The sequence below is a fragment of the Virgibacillus indicus genome (assembly GCF_002266285.1).
GTDB classification, from domain to species: domain Bacteria; phylum Bacillota; class Bacilli; order Bacillales; family Amphibacillaceae; genus Virgibacillus_K; species Virgibacillus_K indicus.
Genome location: NZ_NPMS01000001.1, coordinates 560,840 through 581,013, shown reverse-complemented (window position 1 = coordinate 581,013; position 20,174 = coordinate 560,840). Strand labels below are relative to the sequence as shown.

At 37.3% G+C, this 20,174-nt stretch carries 23 protein-coding genes; all 23 read right to left on the bottom strand.

Going from position 1 to position 20,174, the window contains the following annotated elements; translation table 11 throughout:
• Positions 1–129 precede the first annotated feature (129 nt).
• Positions 130–393, bottom strand: coding sequence for a sporulation protein YpjB (locus CIL03_RS20035; RefSeq protein ID WP_094883723.1), 264 nt, complete (start codon positions 391–393; stop codon positions 130–132).
• A gap of 68 nt (positions 394–461) precedes the next feature.
• Positions 462–1,037 carry a lipoprotein heptaprenylglyceryl N-acetyltransferase LhaT gene (lhaT, locus tag CIL03_RS03000; protein WP_094883722.1) on the bottom strand — a complete coding sequence of 192 codons (576 nt, stop codon included), beginning with the start codon at positions 1,035–1,037 and terminating at the stop codon, positions 462–464.
• Between the two features lie 90 nt (positions 1,038–1,127).
• Positions 1,128–1,901, bottom strand: a complete 774-nt coding sequence (locus tag CIL03_RS02995; RefSeq protein ID WP_094883721.1) for a menaquinol-cytochrome c reductase cytochrome b/c subunit — start codon at positions 1,899–1,901, stop codon at positions 1,128–1,130.
• A 16-nt stretch (positions 1,902–1,917) separates the two neighbouring features.
• Positions 1,918–2,592: a menaquinol-cytochrome c reductase cytochrome b subunit gene (gene qcrB / locus CIL03_RS02990; RefSeq protein WP_094883720.1), complete on the bottom strand. Its 675-nt coding sequence runs from the start codon at positions 2,590–2,592 to the stop codon at positions 1,918–1,920.
• Between the two features lie 6 nt (positions 2,593–2,598).
• The gene (locus CIL03_RS02985; RefSeq protein WP_094883719.1) at positions 2,599–3,111 is read right to left on the bottom strand and encodes a QcrA and Rieske domain-containing protein; all 513 of its coding nucleotides are present in this window, start codon (positions 3,109–3,111) and stop codon (positions 2,599–2,601) included.
• A gap of 178 nt (positions 3,112–3,289) precedes the next feature.
• Positions 3,290–3,751, bottom strand: coding sequence for a YpiF family protein (locus tag CIL03_RS02980; RefSeq protein WP_094883718.1), 462 nt, complete (start codon positions 3,749–3,751; stop codon positions 3,290–3,292).
• A gap of 154 nt (positions 3,752–3,905) precedes the next feature.
• Positions 3,906–4,472, bottom strand: coding sequence for a ReoY family proteolytic degradation factor (locus CIL03_RS02975; RefSeq protein ID WP_094883717.1), 567 nt, complete (start codon positions 4,470–4,472; stop codon positions 3,906–3,908).
• 41 nt (positions 4,473–4,513) lie between these two features.
• Entirely contained in the window at positions 4,514–5,776 is a 1,263-nt protein-coding gene (locus CIL03_RS02970; RefSeq protein WP_094883716.1) for a tetratricopeptide repeat protein, read from the bottom strand.
• Positions 5,777–5,918: 142 nt separating this feature from the next.
• Positions 5,919–7,211, bottom strand: coding sequence for a 3-phosphoshikimate 1-carboxyvinyltransferase (gene aroA, locus CIL03_RS02965; protein ID WP_094883715.1), 1,293 nt, complete (start codon positions 7,209–7,211; stop codon positions 5,919–5,921).
• Between the two features lie 20 nt (positions 7,212–7,231).
• Positions 7,232–8,332, bottom strand: a complete 1,101-nt coding sequence (locus CIL03_RS02960; protein ID WP_206207660.1) for a prephenate dehydrogenase — start codon at positions 8,330–8,332, stop codon at positions 7,232–7,234.
• Positions 8,333–8,334: 2 nt separating this feature from the next.
• On the bottom strand, positions 8,335–9,435 hold the full coding sequence (gene hisC / locus CIL03_RS02955) for a histidinol-phosphate transaminase (RefSeq protein WP_094883713.1): 1,101 nt from the start codon (positions 9,433–9,435) through the stop codon (positions 8,335–8,337).
• A gap of 3 nt (positions 9,436–9,438) precedes the next feature.
• Positions 9,439–9,813, bottom strand: a complete 375-nt coding sequence (aroH, locus tag CIL03_RS02950; RefSeq protein WP_094883712.1) for a chorismate mutase — start codon at positions 9,811–9,813, stop codon at positions 9,439–9,441.
• The gene (aroB, locus tag CIL03_RS02945) at positions 9,810–10,868 is read right to left on the bottom strand and encodes a 3-dehydroquinate synthase (RefSeq protein WP_338061869.1); all 1,059 of its coding nucleotides are present in this window, start codon (positions 10,866–10,868) and stop codon (positions 9,810–9,812) included. The genes aroH and aroB overlap by 4 nt, the downstream gene beginning before the upstream one ends.
• Before the next feature lie 14 nt (positions 10,869–10,882).
• Positions 10,883–12,052, bottom strand: coding sequence for a chorismate synthase (gene aroC, locus CIL03_RS02940; RefSeq protein WP_094883710.1), 1,170 nt, complete (start codon positions 12,050–12,052; stop codon positions 10,883–10,885).
• A gap of 127 nt (positions 12,053–12,179) precedes the next feature.
• The gene (locus CIL03_RS02935) at positions 12,180–12,962 is read right to left on the bottom strand and encodes a CheR family methyltransferase (protein WP_094883709.1); all 783 of its coding nucleotides are present in this window, start codon (positions 12,960–12,962) and stop codon (positions 12,180–12,182) included.
• 159 nt (positions 12,963–13,121) lie between these two features.
• On the bottom strand, positions 13,122–13,568 hold the full coding sequence (gene ndk / locus CIL03_RS02930; RefSeq protein ID WP_094883708.1) for a nucleoside-diphosphate kinase: 447 nt from the start codon (positions 13,566–13,568) through the stop codon (positions 13,122–13,124).
• 75 nt (positions 13,569–13,643) lie between these two features.
• Entirely contained in the window at positions 13,644–14,615 is a 972-nt protein-coding gene (gene hepT / locus CIL03_RS02925) for a heptaprenyl diphosphate synthase component II (protein ID WP_094883707.1), read from the bottom strand.
• Between the two features lie 177 nt (positions 14,616–14,792).
• The gene (gene menG / locus CIL03_RS02920) at positions 14,793–15,500 is read right to left on the bottom strand and encodes a demethylmenaquinone methyltransferase (protein ID WP_094883706.1); all 708 of its coding nucleotides are present in this window, start codon (positions 15,498–15,500) and stop codon (positions 14,793–14,795) included.
• Positions 15,501–15,508: 8 nt separating this feature from the next.
• Complete coding sequence (locus CIL03_RS02915; RefSeq protein ID WP_133087808.1) at positions 15,509–16,306, bottom strand: heptaprenyl diphosphate synthase component 1; 798 nt, start codon at positions 16,304–16,306, stop codon at positions 15,509–15,511.
• A 118-nt stretch (positions 16,307–16,424) separates the two neighbouring features.
• On the bottom strand, positions 16,425–16,640 hold the full coding sequence (mtrB, locus tag CIL03_RS02910) for a trp RNA-binding attenuation protein MtrB (RefSeq protein ID WP_094883704.1): 216 nt from the start codon (positions 16,638–16,640) through the stop codon (positions 16,425–16,427).
• A 133-nt stretch (positions 16,641–16,773) separates the two neighbouring features.
• Positions 16,774–17,046 (bottom strand): HU family DNA-binding protein, encoded by a 273-nt coding sequence (locus CIL03_RS02905; protein WP_010650679.1) that lies wholly within the window; start codon positions 17,044–17,046, stop codon positions 16,774–16,776.
• A 526-nt stretch (positions 17,047–17,572) separates the two neighbouring features.
• The gene (spoIVA, locus tag CIL03_RS02900; protein ID WP_094883703.1) at positions 17,573–19,051 is read right to left on the bottom strand and encodes a stage IV sporulation protein A; all 1,479 of its coding nucleotides are present in this window, start codon (positions 19,049–19,051) and stop codon (positions 17,573–17,575) included.
• Positions 19,052–19,428: 377 nt separating this feature from the next.
• A complete protein-coding gene (locus CIL03_RS02895) occupies positions 19,429–20,166 on the bottom strand; it encodes a hypothetical protein (RefSeq protein WP_094883702.1) in 738 nt (245 codons plus the stop codon).
• Between the last annotated feature and the right edge of the window lie 8 nt (positions 20,167–20,174).

Below are 20,174 nucleotides of genomic sequence, written 5' to 3'. Positions count from 1 at the left end.
TTAGAAACTGCCACGTCCAGCTTCAGCCCCAACGACTAGCGAGACCTCCCTCACCACCGTACGTCGCTAAACGGGTGCTTGCGCCTTTGTACTATATCTCTTAGGTCAATTTTAGTCAAAAATCAGGTTTCAGTCAATTAATTTGTCCTTCTCCGCTTTCTTTTTTTGTTCCCCTTTATATTTTCTCCAGCTTACATAAGATAATGTAATCGCAATACTGCCGCCTACTATAGCTATCGTCCACATCAGAGGAATTATTCCAATATTTTCTTCTGCAGAAAATGCTTCTTTTGGCTGGTTTGAATCAGCTCCCGATACAATTATTGCTCCAAACTGCACATATAGAAAAATCCCTATGAACACTGATGTAAGGACCCTTTTAACATACTCCATAGAGATCACCTCACATAGATTTTCTTCTACTAATGTATGAAGTGAGAAACCATTATATAACAGTCAAGTTAGAAAGACGTCTCCTTACCTTTTGCTAACTTATATGCAATCAGTATTGATACAATGCTTAACCAAAATGTAAAGTAACCAATCTCATTCATATATTCCGCCAGCGTTGAATATGTTGGCATCATTTCAAACACATAATCAATAACATCATTATGCAATGTCCATATTGCAGCAAATACAATATGCCGTAATTTGATTTTATAAAAAGGAGCATAAAGCAGCCCCTGGATTGCCATCGCACCATGTGATGCCATCAGCATGTATCCTTGCCAGCTAAGGGATCCCTCAATTAATAATGTTAAAAGATTCATTACAACTGCCCATATTCCATATTTAAATAACGTGATAATTGCAAGTGCTTCAATATAAGGAACATGTTTCCTGAAGATAAAAAATAATAAGAAGATCGTAAAGAATAAACTAGCTGTTGGACTATCGGGGACAAAAATCAAAAAAATAGCGGGAGTAATTGATAATTGGCTCTCATACCACAAATACCCGTATATAGTTCCAAATAAATTTATAACAAATAAACCGATTAAAAAAAGCCTATCAAGCAATATGTATCGAAGCATTTAAGTAACCCTTTCTGCAATGAAAGTATTTAATAGAGAAAAACACCTTCACCATTGTAATGGCAAAGGTGTTTTGTATAAATATGTTTGTTATTTTGCTTCTTCATTTACTGAAATAATGAATTCGACCAGCTGATCAAGCTCTTCATCACTGCCAGTAAACTGATCAGGAGGCATGCTGCCAATTCCATCAGTTGCTATTGTAGCAAGTTCCTCCGGAGTGTAATCAATACCTACTAATGATGGACCAGCTGTTCCTTCAAGCTCACCACCATGGCAGGACAAACAGCTATTTTCATATATTGCATAGCCTGGGTGTTCTGTATCAATTTCAACATTAGAAGCAGGAACTGGTTTGTTTGCTTCTGCACGCTGTTCCCAGTTGACGTTTGCTGCTGATTCATAAGTCAGCCAGATCACAGATGTAAGTGCTAAAAGCATCATTGCAACAGCAACTGGGCGTTGATGTGGTCTTCTTCCTGGGCCTTTATCTAAAAATGGCGCCAGTAGAAGTGCACCAAATGCAAGTCCAGGTAATACGAGAATACCCATAATAATATATGTTCCACTTGCAAATTCATATTTCAATAATTCATATAAGAACAAGAAGTACCAGTCTGGCAATGGAATATATGCTGCATCAGTTGGATCAGCCATCTTCTCAAGTGGTGATGGATGTGCTAAAGTCAAACTTAAAAAACCAACTAAAAATACAGATCCTGCCAACCATTCTTTTAATAAAAAGTTGGGCCAAAAAGCTTCTGTTCTACCAGGATATTCTGAATAATCTTTCGAAGTATTCGGTTTCCTTTCGGCAGAGATTCGGGAATCTCCGACAAATTTCATACCTTTACCCTTATGCATAGCTTTTCCCTCCTTTTTATAGTGGTCCGGAGATACCTTGTCTTCGGATTAAGATAAAGTGTGCTGCCAGTAAACCAAATAATGCAGCTGGCAAGAAGAATACGTGAATTGCGAAGAAACGTGTCAGCGTTTGTGCACCAACAATAGATGGGTCACCAGCTAAAAGCGTCTTCAATTGTGTACCAATAAATGGAACCTGTTCAGCAATTTCAAGACCAACCTGAGTTGCGAAATATGCTTTGTTATCCCATGGCAATAAATATCCAGTGAACCCAAGGCCAAGCATAACAAAGAATAGTAATACACCTACCATCCAGTTAAGTTCACGTGGTTTTTTATAAGCTCCCTGGAAAAACACCCGCAATGTATGTAATAAGAGCATTACAATAACAACACTGGCGCCCCAGTGATGCATCCCACGAACAATTTGTCCATGTGCTACTTCAGTTTGCAGGTAATAAACGGATTTCCATGCATTTTCAATATCCGGAACATAATACATCGTAAGAAACATCCCGGAAAGAATTTGTATAACAACAACGAAAAATGTTAAGCCCCCAAAGCAATATACAAAAGCTGAAAAATGGTGGGCGGGATTAACATGTTCAGGAACTTCATGATCAGCGATATCTCGCCATATCGGCGTAACATCTATACGATCGTCAATCCAGTCATATATTTTCTGCAGCATAAATAATTACGCCTCCCCTTTTGGTTTTGCTTCGCCCAGGAACAACATTCCATCTCTTACTTCTTTTTCAAAAACATCCAATGGCGCTAACGGCGGAGTTCCCGGAACGTTGGTACCGTCTTTATAATAGCGGCCATCATGACACGGACAGTAAAACTCATTAGGATAATCTTCACTGCCTTCCCATGAAACAACACATCCTAAGTGTTTACATACCGGGGAAAAGGCTTGAATTTCATCATTTTCATCTTTAAAAACCCATGCTGATTTATTGACTTGAGATTCATACCAGCCGTCTATCTGGTCAATTTTCCAGTCAACTCGTGTTGGCTCAGTAGTGATATCTTCAACAGCCAGGCTGACATTCGCTAAATCACCTGCACTGGATTCTTTCAATACCGGATCAATAGCCATCCGCAATGGCGACACAAGCAGTCCTGCTGCCATAAAACCGCCTACACCAGTAAGGGTATAGTTAAGAAACTGTCTGCGGGATACTTGTTGCTTTTTTTCACTCATGATTTTCCCCCCTCTTTACAATAATCACGGACATTTATATTTTAATCAGATTACTAGGACATTACCATGATAGCGCAAACTGGTTGTCCGGTCAATAAATAAAAGAATTTGTTAGTTAAAAGTTTTAAATTAAAAGGTATTATGTGATAGATTGCGCGTTTTTTATATTTTTCTTTGTTTAATGCCAGTATGATCGTACCAATTCACTGATTTGTTCCACCTGATCTCTGATGATTGCATGCATTTCTTTTGAATGAAGATCTCCTGTCTGGAGACCTGGCAGCCACAGTAATGTTCCATTTAAAGCCTGTTCATGTTTTTTCCAGGATGAATCAAATGTTACAAAAAAAGTATGGTTAAACGGCTGTTTTTCAGCATCTTCTACCCAGCCATTAAGGCGGGCTGCTTCTGATTCTTTATCTGCAGATTTTAAATAAGTATAGGTAGGTATCAGCATTACCCTTCCTGTGAGTTCTCTTTCAATTTCACCTGAAAATACAGTAAGAACCTCACTTTGAAATGCATTCTTTTCGAGGTCATTATCCTGAGACAGCTGAAAAGGAATGAGTGGAATAATAATTGTATCAATGTATTCCTTAGCCTGTACATATTTGTTAATGTCTTCTTTTTTCCAATACATATCTTTTACCAATCCTTTTTTATTTTTAACTAAAACATAGAAAATATAACACTATGAATAAATCTTATCTTATTTCTAAAAAATATACAAAAAAAATCAACCTATTGCCAATAGCAATTTAGGCTGATTCATATTTATTGCTGTTCATTTAATTTTAACTGCACGCTGTTTCTGTTTTTGTTTTTTCAAGTTCATTTAACTGCTCGGATAATTTCATGAATTTCTCCTGATCAGATGTATCCAGAGCCCTGTCAATTTCCTTTATAAGTGAGTCTCTTCTGAAATCATACAGTGATTTTTCCAATAACTGTTTTGCCATATCCTGGTCTTTCTTGGTAATAAAATACTCATCCGGAATATATGGATTTTCCTCAAGTACTGCTACATAAAATGAGTTTTGGTTTGCATTCTTAAAGTTCAGCTGCAAATATAAATCCTCATTCTGATTTAAACGGATATCATGAAAGGACTTCTCCGCATCTGTCGTGACCAGCTGGTTTTTGTAAAACCTGAATGGCACTTCTTTTGAGCAATGGCTTGTCATAATAATACCGCGCGGACAAAACTTCGCATCTCTGACGAAATGAACATGTTTAAGCAGATCATCATGATTTACAAGATAATTTAATATCCAGACACTTTCACGTTTTTTTAATTGATAATGGTTCAGAAACCATTGAATAAAGCTTTTTTTATCTTGTATGGAAATAGGAGTTTGCATAAGTTATCAGATCCCCCCTCAGCAATTGTTTAATTCATAAATCAACTTTCGTTTGATTGTTTCAGGCGATGTATAAACCCTTCTATCTCATCATCTAATGGTTGTTGAATTAAATATGCCTCAAAAACTGGAATAGCCTCCTTCATCCTCCCTTCTTCTGTAAGAAAATATCCATATTCTTTTAGAAAGTCGCTGTCTTGGTTAAGGCTATTATATGCTTCCTTATAGTGAATTAATGCATTATTATATGATTCAATTTCATTATATGCACGAGCCAGCTCCCACTCATAAAGTGAATCATCTGCACCTATACCTTTTATTTCGATAAGGAGGTCAATAATTCCTTCATAATTTTCATTATTTTTGAATAGCTGGATTAGAAATAGGATGGCTTGTTTATAATCCGGATCCAATGCTATGGCTTCGCGGGTAAATTTCTCGCTTTCCTCATCATTATTGAGCTGATGGGCAAGGGAACCTGCTAAAAAGAAGAGTTCTTTATTAAATTCATCAAATTGAAGTCCTTTTTTGGCAGTGTCAAATGCATTCTCAGGCATTCCTTCATCTTCATATGCTTTTGCCAGTTGAAAATAAACAGTGTTATAAAAAGCATCAATTTCAATTACATGTTCCCAGGCTTTAATTGCAATATCCTTACGTTTAGCCTGATATGCAGTAAAACCATATCTGAATAATTTATCCGGATCCTCCAACTCTTCTTCCTTATATAATTCCAGTGCCAGTTCATAATTTCCTGAAGCAGCATGTGCTTCTGCAAGTCTGTCAGCGACCCGGATATTTGCTACTTCACTCATTTTTGGTGCAACTTTATCATAATAAGTAATAGCTTTTCTGTATTCTCCAATTGAGAATAATAATTCACCTAGTGCAAAATCTATAATTACCTCATTGGGATCAGTCTGTTTTGCAGTTAGTAATTTTTGTTCAGCTACTTCAAATAATCCCATTGCCTGATACAAATCAGCCAGCTGAATCAGGGTCTGCACATACGAGGGGTCATCTTCCTCAATTTCATTTAATAAATCTATTGCCATTTCATCATCTTCCAGCTCAATGTAAATATCTGCCAGAGAGAGCTTTAATTCACTTTCATCTGGATATGTCCGCAGCAATTCATGCAAAATAATACTTGCCTCCTGCAAAAACCCCCACTGTATATATATTTCAGCAATGGTATATTTCTCTTCAGCATTGGCTTCTTTTAAATAGGCCTTAAGTAATTCAATTGCTTTTTCGGATTGATTGCTCTTCATCAAATTTACTGCATCCATTATGGTGTCCACAGTGAACATCCTCTCTTCGTACGAACTATACGATTTATGATAGCGAAATATATGTTCATGTTCAACTGAAAGAGACTATATAGAAACAAAGAGTCTGATTCCCTAAACTGTTTTATTGCGGGAATCAGACACTTATTAATTGCTATTTACTTTTTATTTCAGCTAAGTCATCAAAAAAACCAGGATAGGAAATTGCAATGGAACTTACGTCATCAAGAAGGACTTCATCCTTGGCAATTAATGAAGCTATTACTGCAGACATTGCAATTCGATGATCATTATAGGAAGCGACTTTGCCTCCGGTTAAATCTGTTTTACCATGGATAATCATACCATCATCTGTTGGTTCAACAGAGGCTCCAAGGGTGGACAATAGATCTGCAGCAGCTGCAATTCTGTCAGTTTCCTTTACTTTAAGTTCCTCAGCATCACGTATAATAGTTGTACCTTCTGCTTGTGTTGCAATCAAGGCAATGATCGGGATTTCATCGATCAGGCTTGGGATTATCTCCCCTTCTATTGTTGTGCTGCGGAGCTTACGATGAGCAATGGTAATATCACCAAATAATTCTCCACCGCCACTTTGCTCATTATGTATTTGAATATCCGCATTCATTGCCCTAAGCACATCAATAATACCCGTTCTTGTCTCGTTTAATCCAACATTTTTAAGAGTTAATTTACTTCCCGGTATAATAGCTGCAGCTGCAAGAAAAAATGCGGCTGAGGAAATATCACCAGGAACATAAACATCAGCTGCTGACAGGGTGTTTTTGTTAGTTACTGTAATGGTATGGCCATCTGTAGTTAAATCGGCTCCAAATGCCTTTAGCATATTTTCAGTGTGATTTCTAGTGGGTGTATTTTCTGTAACTTTTGTTTCTCCATCTGCATGAAGTCCTGCAAGCAATATTGCTGATTTAACCTGAGCACTTTTGACTGGCAATGTATAGTTGATTCCATTTAACGTTTTTCCCCTTATGGATAAAGGAAGAAGACTTCCTCCCTCTCTGCCATCGAAGCTTGCTCCCATTATACTTAACGGTATTCCAACCCGGTCCATAGGACGCTTTGACAGGGATGGATCACCATAGATTGTAGTAAAAAGCGGGAGTCCTGACAATAAACCAAGCATCAGCCTGGCAGTAGTGCCCGAATTGCCAAAATATAGTGGTTCAATAGGTTCAGTAAGGGCTTCAATTCCATTTCCATTTATTGTTAGTGTCAATCCCTGTTTTTCAATGGAAACCCCCATTTTCTTGAAAGCATTTACAGTGCGCATGCAATCTTCACCATCTAAAAAATGTGTCACCTTTGTAGTGCCTTTGGCAAGGGATCCAAAAATAACCGCTCTATGCGAAATAGACTTATCTCCTGGCACTTCTATTTCTCCTTTGAGAGGATTTTGGGTTGCCTGCAATTTCATTTCACCCATACTAGTCACTTCCTTTTGGTTTATCTCTGAATCATTATCTCATATCCTTTATTTTGGAGAATGCTGAGGCTTTTTCTTTGGGCTTCCTTTGAAGACAGACTTAGTCTTAATGCTCCAGTTATGCCCTCGCGAATTTCTAATATCTGTATATTATTAATACTTATATTTTCATTAGCCAGTATTTGTGTTACTGAGGCTAATGCACCTGCTTGGTCGCGAATGTCAACGTAGATATCGTAGAAAGCTGGAATAACTCCTTTTTCCTCAGTGCCTAATCCATCCCTGTAAGTTTTTGCCGTATCCAGATACGAAATTATATCCTCTTTATCATTTTTATCTACTAATTCCTTCAGAAAATGCATTTCATTAATCCATTCTCCAAGCAGCTGTGACATTTTACCGCGATTATGTGAAAATATATCCTGCCACATCTTCGGATTGCTTGAAGCTATTCTTGTTATATCCCGAAAACCGCCTGCAGCAAGATTTGGCAAATAAGAGTGTGTCTCTCCCCATTTTCTGGCCTGTTGTACTAGAGAGGATGCTATTAAATGCGGAAAATGGGAAACAACTCCCGTCATTTCATCATGTTCATCGGGATTTAGAATAATAAATTTACTTTTTGCATGACGCAAAATATCTTTAAGTGCATCAACTTTGTCCGGTGTACTATTTACAGAAGGCGTAAGTACATAAATTGCATTTTCAAATAAATGTGCTTTTGCTGCCTGTACACCTTTTTTATGGGATCCCGCCATAGGATGCCCACCGATAAATGTTATATTTTTATTTGTAAGTCGGCCAGCGGTTTCTATAATAGAACATTTTACGGAAGCTGTATCAGAGACGATTACATTTTCCTTTAGTGGAATATCGTTTAATTTTTTCATTAATTCGATTGTCTCTGAGATTGGAGCCGCAAGTATAATGAAATCTGCTAACTCAGCTGCATTGTGAAAATTCTTTGCCGACTCATGAATGATTCTATTTGTATATGCATATTCCAATGATTCTAGGTTTACGTCATAACCAATAACATGATTCTGATTGGATTCAGTCATTCCTTTTGCAAGAGACCCGCCGATTAATCCAAGTCCTGCAATTAAAATAGTGTGTTTCACGATTAATTCCCCTTGGTTGTTTCGTCATTTAATTCTGCTAGTTTTTTCTGCAATAATTTCATATCATCTGCTTCACCAAGTGTGAACCTGATCGTATTTGGTGCACCAAGAACTTCACCAGGCCGAATGATAAAGCCATTCTTCACTAAATATTGAAATACCTCTGTCCCGCTTATTGGGGTTGAAACCAATAAGAAGTTTGCCTGAGAGTCATAATACTTCCAGCCGATGGAATCCAGGAACTGCTGCATGGATTGTTTCACTAGTTTATTTTTTGCAGCTGTTTCCCCAATGAATGCTGTATCTTCCAATGCGATTAATGCGGCTCTTTGTGCCAAAGAGGTAGTATTAAAAGGCCCTCTGACAACATCAAGATTCTTAACAATTTCCACATTCGAAACCCCATAACCAATACGCAGCCCAGCCAGGCCAAAGGCTTTTGAAAATGTGCGTAATAGAATCAGGTTTGAATAATCTGACAAATGTTCAATGGTATTATTACTTTCCAAATCTTCCATATACTCATAGTAGGCTTCATCCAGAACAACTAAAATATTATCAGGACATTTTTTCATAAATGACTGAAAATCGCTTTTTGGAATTACTGAACCTGTTGGATTATTTGGTGAACAGAGCCAAACTACTTTGGTTTTCTCATCAATTGCTCCAAGCATTTTATCAAGATCATGATAACCATTTACGGTTGGAATTTCCCGAACAAGAGCACCTTCAATAATTGCATTATGCTTATATTGCGGAAATGTAGGGGCAGCCATAACCGTGTTAGTTCCAGGATATAGAAAGGCCCTGCAAATCATCGCTACAATTTCTTCAGACCCGCTTCCGAATATCAGATGATTTTCTTTTACATTCAATTTCCCGGCTATCGCTGTACGTAATTCTGCAGTATAACCATCTGGGTATATATTGAACTCAGTTATATTATGTAAAAAGAAGTCACGTACATGCTTAGAATAACCATATGGATTTTCATTTGAAGCAAGCTTGACAATCCTGTCCAAGCCATATTCTTTTTGAATATCTTTGATCTGTTTCCCTTGCTGATAAGGAGATAATTGATTTAGTGCTGATTTTCCCTTCATTGACTACTCTCCTCTCTGTTTTACTAAATCTGGACGCAATTTAATCGCATCATTATGAAATACATGTTGGATACCTTTCTGTTCTTCTGTGGTATTTACAACCATCATAATCCGAATACAAGCAGGCAGACTTCCTGGTACTTCTATTTCTGCCATACACATTACTGGTACATAGGTCCATCCAGGTATTTCCCTAAGAGATTTAGCAGGAAACGTCGCATTCAAATCCTTCGTTACTGAAATAAATACATGCGATACATCTTCTGCAGCTATATTATTCTTTTCAATCATTTCTTCTACAAGCTTTTTTGTATTTGCTATCATGTGATTTTCTTCATTTGCAGGAACAGTAGTTGCTCCCCTTATACCTCTTGTCATTCCCGCACCACCCTTTGATTAAATGATTGTAAGTAATTTTTTAGATCCTGATCATTGATTTCTTTTGTTGCTGGTGTGCCTATTTTCTCCAGAAGCACCATTTGTATCGTATTATCTATTGTTTTCTTATCCGATTTCATTTTATTTATTAATGCATCTTCGTTAAACTGAAAAGTATTTAAAGGATAGTCATTTTTTTCAAGCCATTGATATAAATCGTTAAAAGGTAAACTGACTCCGTAAATATCTTCACTTACATGCAGTGCGAATAATAATCCAATTGCTATAGCTTCCCCGTGTGTAAGAGTTCCATAGCCTAGTTCAGCTTCTATTGCATGGCCCAGCGTATGGCCAAGATTTAAATATTTCCGTACACCGGACTCTTTTTCATCAGCTTCAACAATCAGAGCCTTTACTTTGATTCCGAACATAATATGCTCTTGCAGCTGTTTGTTTGACAGTGTGTTCAGCTCAGTCTTTAGCATACTATGGAAAAATGCTTCATCATCTATTAGTGCTTCCTTAATCAGTTCAGCATAGCCAGATCGAATATCTTTGTCCTTTAAGGACTGCAATGTTGTTACATCAAAGACAACTGCTCGAGGAGGATAGAAATTTCCAATCATATTTTTGCCAAGCTCGTGGTTTATGGCGACTTTTCCACCAACACTGCTGTCATGTGCAAGAATTGTAGTGGGGACCTGAATATAATCAATTCCCCGCATATAGGTTGCCGCTGCAAAACCTGCCAGATCACCTACAACCCCTCCGCCCAATGCAACAATCAAAGAATTGCGGTCAAGTCCATTTTTTAATGCTTCCGTGTGCAGATTATAAAATGCATCTATATTCTTGGATTGTTCACCTGCCGGGATAATATGGGATGAGATTTTCTCTTTAGGAATATTATTCTTCACTATATCTAAATAGAGGTCTGCGACTGTTTCATCCGTGATAATAAGAACTCTGGAATAATCTTCTGTTAAAAATTGCTCTAACTGAGACAAAATTTTTTCCCCAATAGAAACGATATAGGAATGTGAAGTTGATCTCACACGAATTTCTTCCACTAAAAACACCTGATTTCTTCACGGTATTCCTCTATCGCCTTTTTAAGCTGTGGAAATTGGTCACTAGGAAATTGCTCGGTTATTGCTTTTGCCAATTCAAATGCAACCACATGCTCCATTACTACCGAAGCAGCCGGAACAGCACAGGCATCTGATCTCTCTACAGTTGCTTTAAAAGGTTCTTTTGTTTCGATATCAACACTTTGGAGAGGTCTTTTCATCAAGGTAGGGATAGGCTTCATTACGCCCTTGACAACAATAGGCATACCTGTTGTCATTCCACCTTCAAAACCACCGAGACGATTCGATTTGCGATAATATCCTTTGTCTTCACTCCAGGTAATTTCATCATGAACCTTACTGCCGTTCATCTGTGATGCCTGGAAGCCGATTCCAAATTCTACTCCCTTGAAAGCATTAATACTAACGACACTACCTGCAATTCTGCTGTCGAGCTTACGATCGTAATGAACATAGGATCCAACTCCAGCAGGCATCCCTTCTACATAAACCTCACAGATGCCGCCAATAGAGTCCCCTTCTTTTTTAGCCTCATCAATTGCGTCCATCATAGGCTGCTCCACATCTTTATCAAGAACTCTGACTGGAGATGCTTCTGAGATCTTTTGTCTTTCCTCAATTGTCAATGTGTCAATTTCTGCTGCTCGTATTCCGGCAATTTCTTTAACATAACCACTCACTTCGATACCTAAGTGTTTTAATAATGTTTTTGCAACAGCACCAGCTGCCACCCGTACGGTAGTTTCACGGGCAGAGGAACGTTCCAGTATATTTCGGATGTCACGATGTCCATATTTAAGTGCTCCATTTAAGTCAGCATGTCCCGGCCTTGGTCTGGTTACAACACGTCTGATTTTCGCATCGGGGTCTAATGGATCCTCCCCCATAATATCAACCCAATGTTTGAAATCATCATTATGTACAACTAGTGAAATTGGTGACCCCAATGTTTCCCCGTGTCTTACTCCACCAGTAATATCAACCAGGTCTTTCTCAATCTGCATCCTTTTTCCGCGTCCATGTCCTTTCTGTCTGCGTAATAAGGAATCATTAATATCCTCTTGAAGCAGCGGCATTCTGGCTGGGACGCCTTCAATTATTGTTGTTAGTTGTTTTCCGTGGGATTCTCCTGCAGTTAAGTAGCGCAATGAACATTCTCCTTCACTAGAATTAATTTTTCTAATAACTATATCATATCTGTCATTATTTTGGGTAAAATTTAAAAAATCATTAAAAAACTCTTAATCGACTGACAAGAGTTCTGACAAGAGTTTTCTAATTAAGTGCATCTTTTTGATAGAAAAAAGTATCCAGCAGGCTTAAATTATATTGACCAGGACTGAAAATCTGCTCAGTGCTTCCTACGAATAAAACGCCGTTATCATTGAGTGTATTACTGAATCGGCGGTAAATAAGTTCTTTAGCTTCATCTGTAAAATAAATTAACACATTTCTGCAGATGATTAAATCAACGTCTTGAGGATACCTGTCAGCCAGCAAATTATGTTTTTTAAAGCTTATCTGCTGCTTCAGTATCTGATTGACAGTGTATAAGCCGTTCTTTTCTGTGAAATATTTTTTCTTTGAATCCTGAGGTACTTCTTTTAAAGCCTGTGCCGGATAAATGCCCCGTTTTGCTGCATCTAGAGCATTCCTATCAATATCTGTTGCCAGTATTTTTATATCATATTGGGGAAAATACTCCTTTGCCATTATCGCCAGACTATAGGGTTCTTCTCCGGTGGAACAGGCAGCACTCCACAATGTTATTTTTTTTTTGTTTTCAAGGAGCAGCGGGAAAACATTATTTTTTAAAACTTCCCACCTTTTTGGATTTCGGTAAAACTCTGAAACGTTTATTGTTAAACGATCGATAAATTCCTTTAAAAGAGTATCCTCTTTATTGAGAGCTTTGTAATAAGATGAAAAATCACCAAAGCCCCGTTTATTCCTCAGTGAAGTAATCCTGCGTTTCATTTGTGCTTCTTTGTACAGATTTAAATCAATTCCTATTTTATGTTTAATTTGACTTTTAAATTTAATATATTCCTCTTCCATTCCCTGTGCCTCTTTCACGAGATTTTTAGAAAACTTGGCTTGTCGCCAAGCTTTAATGGCGAAAGCCTTAGTTGCGCTTATACTGATTTCCTTAAAAATCTATACTTTCCTTTCAGTGTAAAAAACCTCCACTTATGAAAAGCGGAGGTCAGGCTATCTTTAATAAATCCAAGCACTATCTTGCTTTGTATATGAAACAATCTCATCTTCCCCAAAAAATAATCCAATTTCTCTTTCAGCACTTTCAGGAGAATCAGAACCATGAATAACATTCTTGCCAACTGTCATTCCGAAGTCACCGCGAATTGTACCTGAAGCCGCTTCCTGAGGGTTTGTTTTACCCATCATATCGCGTGCTGTTTGGATTACATTTTGTCCTTCCCATACCATTGCAAATACAGGACCTGAAGTGATAAAATCTACCAGCTCTCCAAAGAAAGGTCTTTCTTTATGTTCACCATAATGATTCTGTGCAAGCTCATCAGAAATTACCATTAGTTTTGCTCCTGCTAATTTGAACCCTTTTGCTTCAAATCGTTTTACAATTTCTCCAATTAAATTACGTTGTACTCCGTCTGGTTTTACCATTAAAAATGTTTTTTCCATCTTTTGCACCCCTATGTATTTTTTATTCAACCGTAAAAATTCTATCAAACATCAGTAAAAATAACAACAGAAATTCTATGAGCGTCTTTTTCCAATAAATTTAGCTATATCTCTTAAGGAATTTGCTGCTTTCGTATTAGGAAGATCCTCCAAAACCGCTAGAGCTTTTTGCAAATAGTAATCACTGAGTTTAAAGGACTTCTCAATTCCATTCGTTTTCTTTAAAGCATCAAGCAGGATAGTTAAATCAGCTGCTGACACATTTTCCGGATCTTGAAATGTTTTCCTTAATAGATCATTAAATTCTGTATCTTCCATTGCGTAAAGAACTGGCAAAGTCAGATTTCCCTGCAGTAAATCGTTTCCTGCAGGCTTGCCTAATTCCTTTGATGAGGAAGTAAAGTCGAGAATATCATCGATAATCTGGTAAGACATTCCAATATAATAGCCGTATAAATATAATTTATTTGCATGTGATTCTGAAACTCCGGAAACAATTGCCCCCAATTTACAGCTTGTAGCTATAAGCAGAGCGGTTTTTCGTTTAATTCTTCGCAGATAGTCTCTTAAATTCTGATCCCAGTTATACTTATATTTGATTTGTTCAATTTCGCCGACGCATACCTCGACGATGGAACGTGATAATACACGATGGACTTCTGGATTTTTCAATTTTGTAATATTTTCCAGCGAACGTGCTAATATATAGTCACCTGTATACATAGCAACCCGATTGCCATAGGATTCTTTTATGGTTGGTTTGCCTCTCCTGAGTTCCGCATCATCAATAACATCATCGTGCACTAGTGTCGCCATATGTATTAATTCAAGCGAAACAGCAGCTGTTTTGATTCGCTCCAAATTATAATTTCCAATTTGACCAGAAAGCAAAACAAAAACTGGTCGAATTCGTTTTCCGCCAGCCTGCAGCAATTCAGTTGAAGCTTTGCGTAATACAGTGTGTTCTGCCTGAATAACCTGATTTAATGACTGCTCAATTATGTCTAAATCTTTTTTTAAATATCCATATGATTTGGCTATCTTCATAAGTGTCACCTTTATCCTGCAAAGCCCTCCAGCATAATCCATATTTCCATGCTTAAAAGCCCGTAGTGATTAAGCGGGGGCTGACTGGGTATATGTTCGATTCGTTCAAATGATCTTCAGCTGAAAATCTTATCACGCTGAAAATGTATTAATTTATAGAAATATTAAGTAAAAAAATTATCCTTTGATGCCCATATGCATTGCTGCAACTCCGCCAGCGTAGCTCTTCACCTGTACCTGTGAAAAACCAGCATCCAAAAACATTTGTTTTAATTCTTTTTTATTCGGAAAGCTTTTTGCTGATTCATGAAGCCAGGCATATTCGTTATAGCTTTTTGCAAAAAGTTTTCCAAACAGCGGCATAATAAATCGAAAATAAAAATAATATAATTGCCTGTATCCAATAAGAGTTGGCTGTGAGGTTTCCAGGCAGACTACTTTTCCGCCTGGCTTTACTACACGAAAGAGTTCACCGATTACAGTTTTGTAGTCTGGAACATTACGTAAACCAAACCCTATTGTTACATATTCAAATGAATTATCATCAAAAGGAAGCTCCATTGCATTGCCATGAATTAAGTTAAGTTGATTAAGCTTTGATTCCTGTTTCTTTTTCTCGGCGACCGAGAGCATGTTCTTGCTGAAATCCAGCCCAATTACTTCGCCATTTGTTCCAACAGCTTCCGCCAGGGCTAAAGACCAGTCCCCGGTCCCGCAGCAGACATCCAATGCTTTGGAATTTTTCTTCACCTGCATTCGTTTCATAATATCCTTGCGCCAAGCTTTATGCCTTTTAAAAGATATTATAGAATTCATTGAATCATAATTATCATAAATTTTTTCAAAAACATGATGAACACGTTCTTCTTTTGATTGCTGTGTCATGATTATGCTTACCCTTCTTCCGCAATAGAGGCATTATTATAAACCGGCTCACTCAACTGTGACATTATATAATTCTTCAGTGGTCTATGCTGCATTGATAGCTTTAACAGTGATTTTTCAATGGACACTTTGTATTTCTGTATCATTGTGTCGATTGTATTTGAAACAGCCGTATTCGAACTGTTGAAATTAGAACTAAACCAACTATCCAGCAGTTTGGAATAACCATTTTGTTCAAGGCTTTCTTTTTCCCTAATTAATTTATTCATAATTAACCAATCGCCAGTTATATTGTTTAACGAATACTCTTCCACATAATCAGCCAGATATATAATTAATAAAGATTCTATTTCCTTTAGAATATCAATGTATTCCTGAAATGAATTCACTTCTTTATAATAAAGTTTCATTTTATTCTCATTTATTTCTTTGATTGCTGCGGCTAATTTATGTATAAGATCGAAGTCTTCTATTTCTGACAGAAGTAAGTAATATAGACCGCTATAATAATCCCCTGCTAAAACGCTTAATTGTTTTGTCAGCCTTGCTTCATCGCTCTCGCCGCTTACATTCGTTTTTGGCACCAGATCGTGTGTGTCCAATGCGATCTGCACAAGCATGGTTGTAAGAATGTAGCGTTCTTTTTGAGGACTGGACAATTCAGTGTTGTTTAAAACAGCAGTTAGCAAAAAAAGCTTGTCTTCATCAATAACGGGCTGTTGTATATATTTCTCCAAGTATGCATGTTGAATTTTATCTTCAATCAATGCTTTTAGATGTCTGATATCCATACTAGAAGTATTCAAAAAAATCACCTGAGCCCTTTCATCTATTCATTACTTGCTCCAGCTATTATAGCATAATTTATGTATGATCGATAATCAAGAATCATCAGGAAGGCCAGGTAAGAAATTCGATGAACAATTAATTATTATCAATTTGACCATGGCTTGTTTGGATAACAGCTTTACCGCGCACTTTAACAGCTGACGTGTGTTCTGTAAACTGGGCTATCATGACCTCATCTTTATCCAGTTTTTCAGAATGATGAAACTTTGTATCTGTTCCTCTTGTTAAACCGATTACGTTTACCCCATCTTCCAGAGCCCTAATTACAAAGAAATCTGATGGTTTATCCATACTATCCCTCCTCGTGTGCATGTTTTAAATATGTAGGATCAGACCCATCTTGTCAAAGATACTGCATAAAACATAGTAAAACTCATTAAAAAAGGGCGCGTCCATGACGCACCCTTTTCAGCCCTATGTAAAATTATTTTACGCTATCTTTAAGGGCTTTTCCTGGTTTAAACGCAGGAACTTTGCTTGCTGGAATTTCGATCTCTTCTCCTGTTTGAGGATTACGACCTTTACGAGCTGAACGCTCACGTACTTCAAAGTTACCAAATCCGATTAATTGCACTTTTTCACCATTTTTAAGTGAATCCATGACAGATTCGAAAACTGCATCTACAGCTTTTGTAGCGTCCTTTTTAGAAAGTTCGCTTTTTTCAGCTACTGCATTCACTAAGTCTGTTTTGTTCATGACATTCACCTCCTCCCAATAATTTCAATCGACATTGGAACAAATAATAAATCTATCATCATTTGTTCACCATTTTGCCAGTTTTTATACTCTTATGCCACGTATTTCAATAGTGACAAGGCTTATATTAACCGAGTTCGCTACAAAATTCAACAATTAGTACCCATTTTTTCAGGATTTATTAAAAAAACACCATAATTATATTAAATCCCTCCAAAATTGAATCGATTTCCGGTTAAACTTGTATAATCATTGACAGTACAACATCGGTTAACACTTCACTAAAGATATACGACACTTTTAAACAAATTCCTGCCGTTACCAGAAAAAAAGATGAAAATTTAATTTCGTAACAACTGGCATTCTGGTGAAGGGAGTGAAAGAACAAGAAACTGCAGCAGAAAATATGCTCTGAAATAGAACAAAAGTGTAAGCACCGAACGTTGCTGATTTGGTTGTTTATTTATCCACAGATCAAAAATTTTATAATTTCCTATGCAACAAAAAAGCAGCTTATAATCAGCTGCTAAAGAATAATTGCAATCAGGCCGCCAGAGCCTTCGTTTATAATTCTTTCAAGGGTATCTTTTAATTTATATCTGGCATTTTCAGGCATGAGTGCTATCTTCGCCTGTATTCCCTCTCTGACAATCGAGCTTAATGACCTTCCAAAAATATCTGATTCCCAGATTGATAATGGATCTTCTTCAAAGTCCTGCATCAGATATCTTACCAGTTCTTCACTCTGCTTTTCTGTACCTATAATAGGAGCAAATTCTGATTCAACCTCTACTTTGATCATATGAATTGATGGTGCTACTGCCTTAAGGCGTACACCGAATCTTGAACCTTGCCGGATTATTTCCGGTTCATCCAATATCATATCCTGCAGTGTTGGTGCAGCAATTCCATATCCTGTTTGTTTTACCATTTGCAGTGCACCTGACACTTGATCATATTCACGTTTAGCATGGGCAAAATCCTGCATTAGCTTTAACAGATGGTCCTTACCTCGAATTTCTTCTCCAACGATTTCTTTCAGGATATCGTCATAAAGGTGGTCAGGGGCATGCAAATCAATTTCTGCAACACCATCGCCCATTTCCATTCCGGCTAAGTTAGCCTTGTCGATATAGTCATAGTCTGCAAAATTTCCAACTATCTGATCAACGTCACGCAGTCTTTTAATATCTTTCACTGTATCCTGTATTGCTGCCTGATAGTTTTCCCTTAGCCAGTGATCTTCATTTAAAACCATTACCCAGCTCGGAAGGTTTACGTTTACCTCAAGTACAGGGAATTCATACAAGGCCTCACGCAGCACATTATATACATCGTGTTCTGTCATAGACTCGACACTCATGGATAATACAGGAATATCATACTTTTCATTAAGTTCCTGACGAAGCAATTCTGTTTCTTGGCTTGTTGGTCTTACTGAGTTAACAACCATAATAAATGGTTTTCCTACTTCTTTCAGTTCATCTACTACCTTAGCTTCAGCATTTACATAATCATTTCTCGGAATTTCACCAATTGTTCCATCTGTTGTTACAACAACGCCAATTGTTGAATGCTCCTGGATAACTTTGCGGGTTCCTATTTCAGCTGCATCATGAAATGGAATTGGATCTTCATACCAAGGAGTGTTTATCATTCTGGGGCCGTTTTCATCCTCAAAGCCCTTTGCACCATCAACTGCATATCCTACACAATCAACCAATCTGACGTTTACATCCAGTCCTTCTTCAACATTCACGGTTACAGCCTGATTTGGTATGAATTTTGGTTCAGTTGTCATAATTGTTTTGCCTGCTGCGCTCTGGGGCAGTTCATCATGGGCTCTTACGCGTTCACTCTCCTCCTCAATATTAGGCAAAACAACTAAATCCATAAACTTCTTAATGAATGTAGATTTACCTGTTCGGACAGCTCCTACTATTCCAAGATAGATATCTCCATTTGTCCGCTTCGAAATATCTTTAAAAATATCGACTCTTTCCAAAAGATCCCCTCCCGATCTCCGTACATTTTATTCATGGCAAACTGCGAATAATTGACATTACAAGTCTATGATGTTGTCCTATCAATTTATGACTTAAATATGTGTAAAAGAATAAAAAATACAACCTTGTAATTTTAAAGAGCTGGCAAAATAGATATGAAAACAAATAAACCCTTGCAACAATATATGTTACAAGGGAATTATTATGTTATATTTAATTAATTTTTGAAGTAAGTAAAAATTTCAGGCAGTTACTTATTTATCCAAATAAACTGCCCAGTCCAGCTGCAGCGCATACCGCCTCTAAGTCTTAAGCAATAGCTCGCTGAGGCAAAGAACACCACTTAGAGTTATTGGCTTAAGCTTGTCGGGTGTATTCAACGCGCTTCCGCTTTTGTTTCGTTAAAAACCGGTTCTCCATCCTTTATTGTATATGGTAATGAATATGCAGGAACAAAAGGAGTATTCTCAGCCAGTAGATAGCGTATGTCATCACCCTCCTGATAATCGTGCTCATATTCATTTAAGGCATTTGCCAGGTCAATACGGTAATCTACATGCAGCTTACCATTGTAGTCCATCACAATTGGAAGATTTTCATTTGAATATGGACTAACAACAACCGGTTGAGCATCAAGATTTAACTTTTCATAATCAATAAGAAAAACACCATCACTTATTTCTTTCCCATACGGAGGATATAAATGTTTATTCCGATAGATATCTAACCGGACATTTACTTTTCTAATCTCTTCTGTAACACGCAAATCAATTAATTTTACTCTTGCGTTATCATCTGGAGTTATCAGTGTATATTGATATACTCCGCCATTTTCATAAGCATTTCCCGGGATTTCTGTAAGCAGGCTGCTTTCCCTTAACGGGGTAAAGTCAATCAGATATTTTTGAAAAATTGGTGTATCATTTGGTTTTGTTTTAATAGGAACAAGTCCTTGATTCTCTTCTTTATACTTATCAACCGCAGATTGAACTTGCTCAATCTGCAACTCGTTTGGTGATTGATTTTTGGCAAGCTCGCTCTCCGGATAGAGACAACCGCTGAGGAAGATCAGCAGCAGACAGAGAGACAAGACTCTGATATATACAGGTTTCATTTCATAGC

Excerpts from the sequence above, each read along its gene's own strand:
- CIL03_RS20035 (WP_094883723.1), bottom strand. The coding sequence starts at position 393 with ATGGAGTATGTTAAAAGGGTCCTTACATCAGTGTTCATAGGGATTTTT.
- lhaT (WP_094883722.1), bottom strand. The coding sequence starts at position 1,037 with ATGCTTCGATACATATTGCTTGATAGGCTTTTTTTAATCGGTTTATTT.
- CIL03_RS02995 (WP_094883721.1), bottom strand. The coding sequence starts at position 1,901 with ATGCATAAGGGTAAAGGTATGAAATTTGTCGGAGATTCCCGAATCTCT.
- qcrB (WP_094883720.1), bottom strand. The coding sequence starts at position 2,592 with ATGCTGCAGAAAATATATGACTGGATTGACGATCGTATAGATGTTACG.
- CIL03_RS02985 (WP_094883719.1), bottom strand. The coding sequence starts at position 3,111 with ATGAGTGAAAAAAAGCAACAAGTATCCCGCAGACAGTTTCTTAACTAT.
- CIL03_RS02980 (WP_094883718.1), bottom strand. The coding sequence starts at position 3,751 with ATGTATTGGAAAAAAGAAGACATTAACAAATATGTACAGGCTAAGGAA.
- CIL03_RS02975 (WP_094883717.1), bottom strand. The coding sequence starts at position 4,472 with ATGCAAACTCCTATTTCCATACAAGATAAAAAAAGCTTTATTCAATGG.
- aroA (WP_094883715.1), bottom strand. The coding sequence starts at position 7,211 with ATGGGTGAAATGAAATTGCAGGCAACCCAAAATCCTCTCAAAGGAGAA.
- hisC (WP_094883713.1), bottom strand. The coding sequence starts at position 9,435 with ATGAAGGGAAAATCAGCACTAAATCAATTATCTCCTTATCAGCAAGGG.
- aroH (WP_094883712.1), bottom strand. The coding sequence starts at position 9,813 with ATGACAAGAGGTATAAGGGGAGCAACTACTGTTCCTGCAAATGAAGAA.
- CIL03_RS02935 (WP_094883709.1), bottom strand. The coding sequence starts at position 12,962 with ATGGAAGAGGAATATATTAAATTTAAAAGTCAAATTAAACATAAAATA.
- ndk (WP_094883708.1), bottom strand. The coding sequence starts at position 13,568 with ATGGAAAAAACATTTTTAATGGTAAAACCAGACGGAGTACAACGTAAT.
- hepT (WP_094883707.1), bottom strand. The coding sequence starts at position 14,615 with ATGAAGATAGCCAAATCATATGGATATTTAAAAAAAGATTTAGACATA.
- menG (WP_094883706.1), bottom strand. The coding sequence starts at position 15,500 with ATGACACAGCAATCAAAAGAAGAACGTGTTCATCATGTTTTTGAAAAA.
- mtrB (WP_094883704.1), bottom strand. The coding sequence starts at position 16,640 with ATGGATAAACCATCAGATTTCTTTGTAATTAGGGCTCTGGAAGATGGG.
- CIL03_RS02905 (WP_010650679.1), bottom strand. The coding sequence starts at position 17,046 with ATGAACAAAACAGACTTAGTGAATGCAGTAGCTGAAAAAAGCGAACTT.
- CIL03_RS02895 (WP_094883702.1), bottom strand. The coding sequence starts at position 20,166 with ATGAAACCTGTATATATCAGAGTCTTGTCTCTCTGTCTGCTGCTGATC.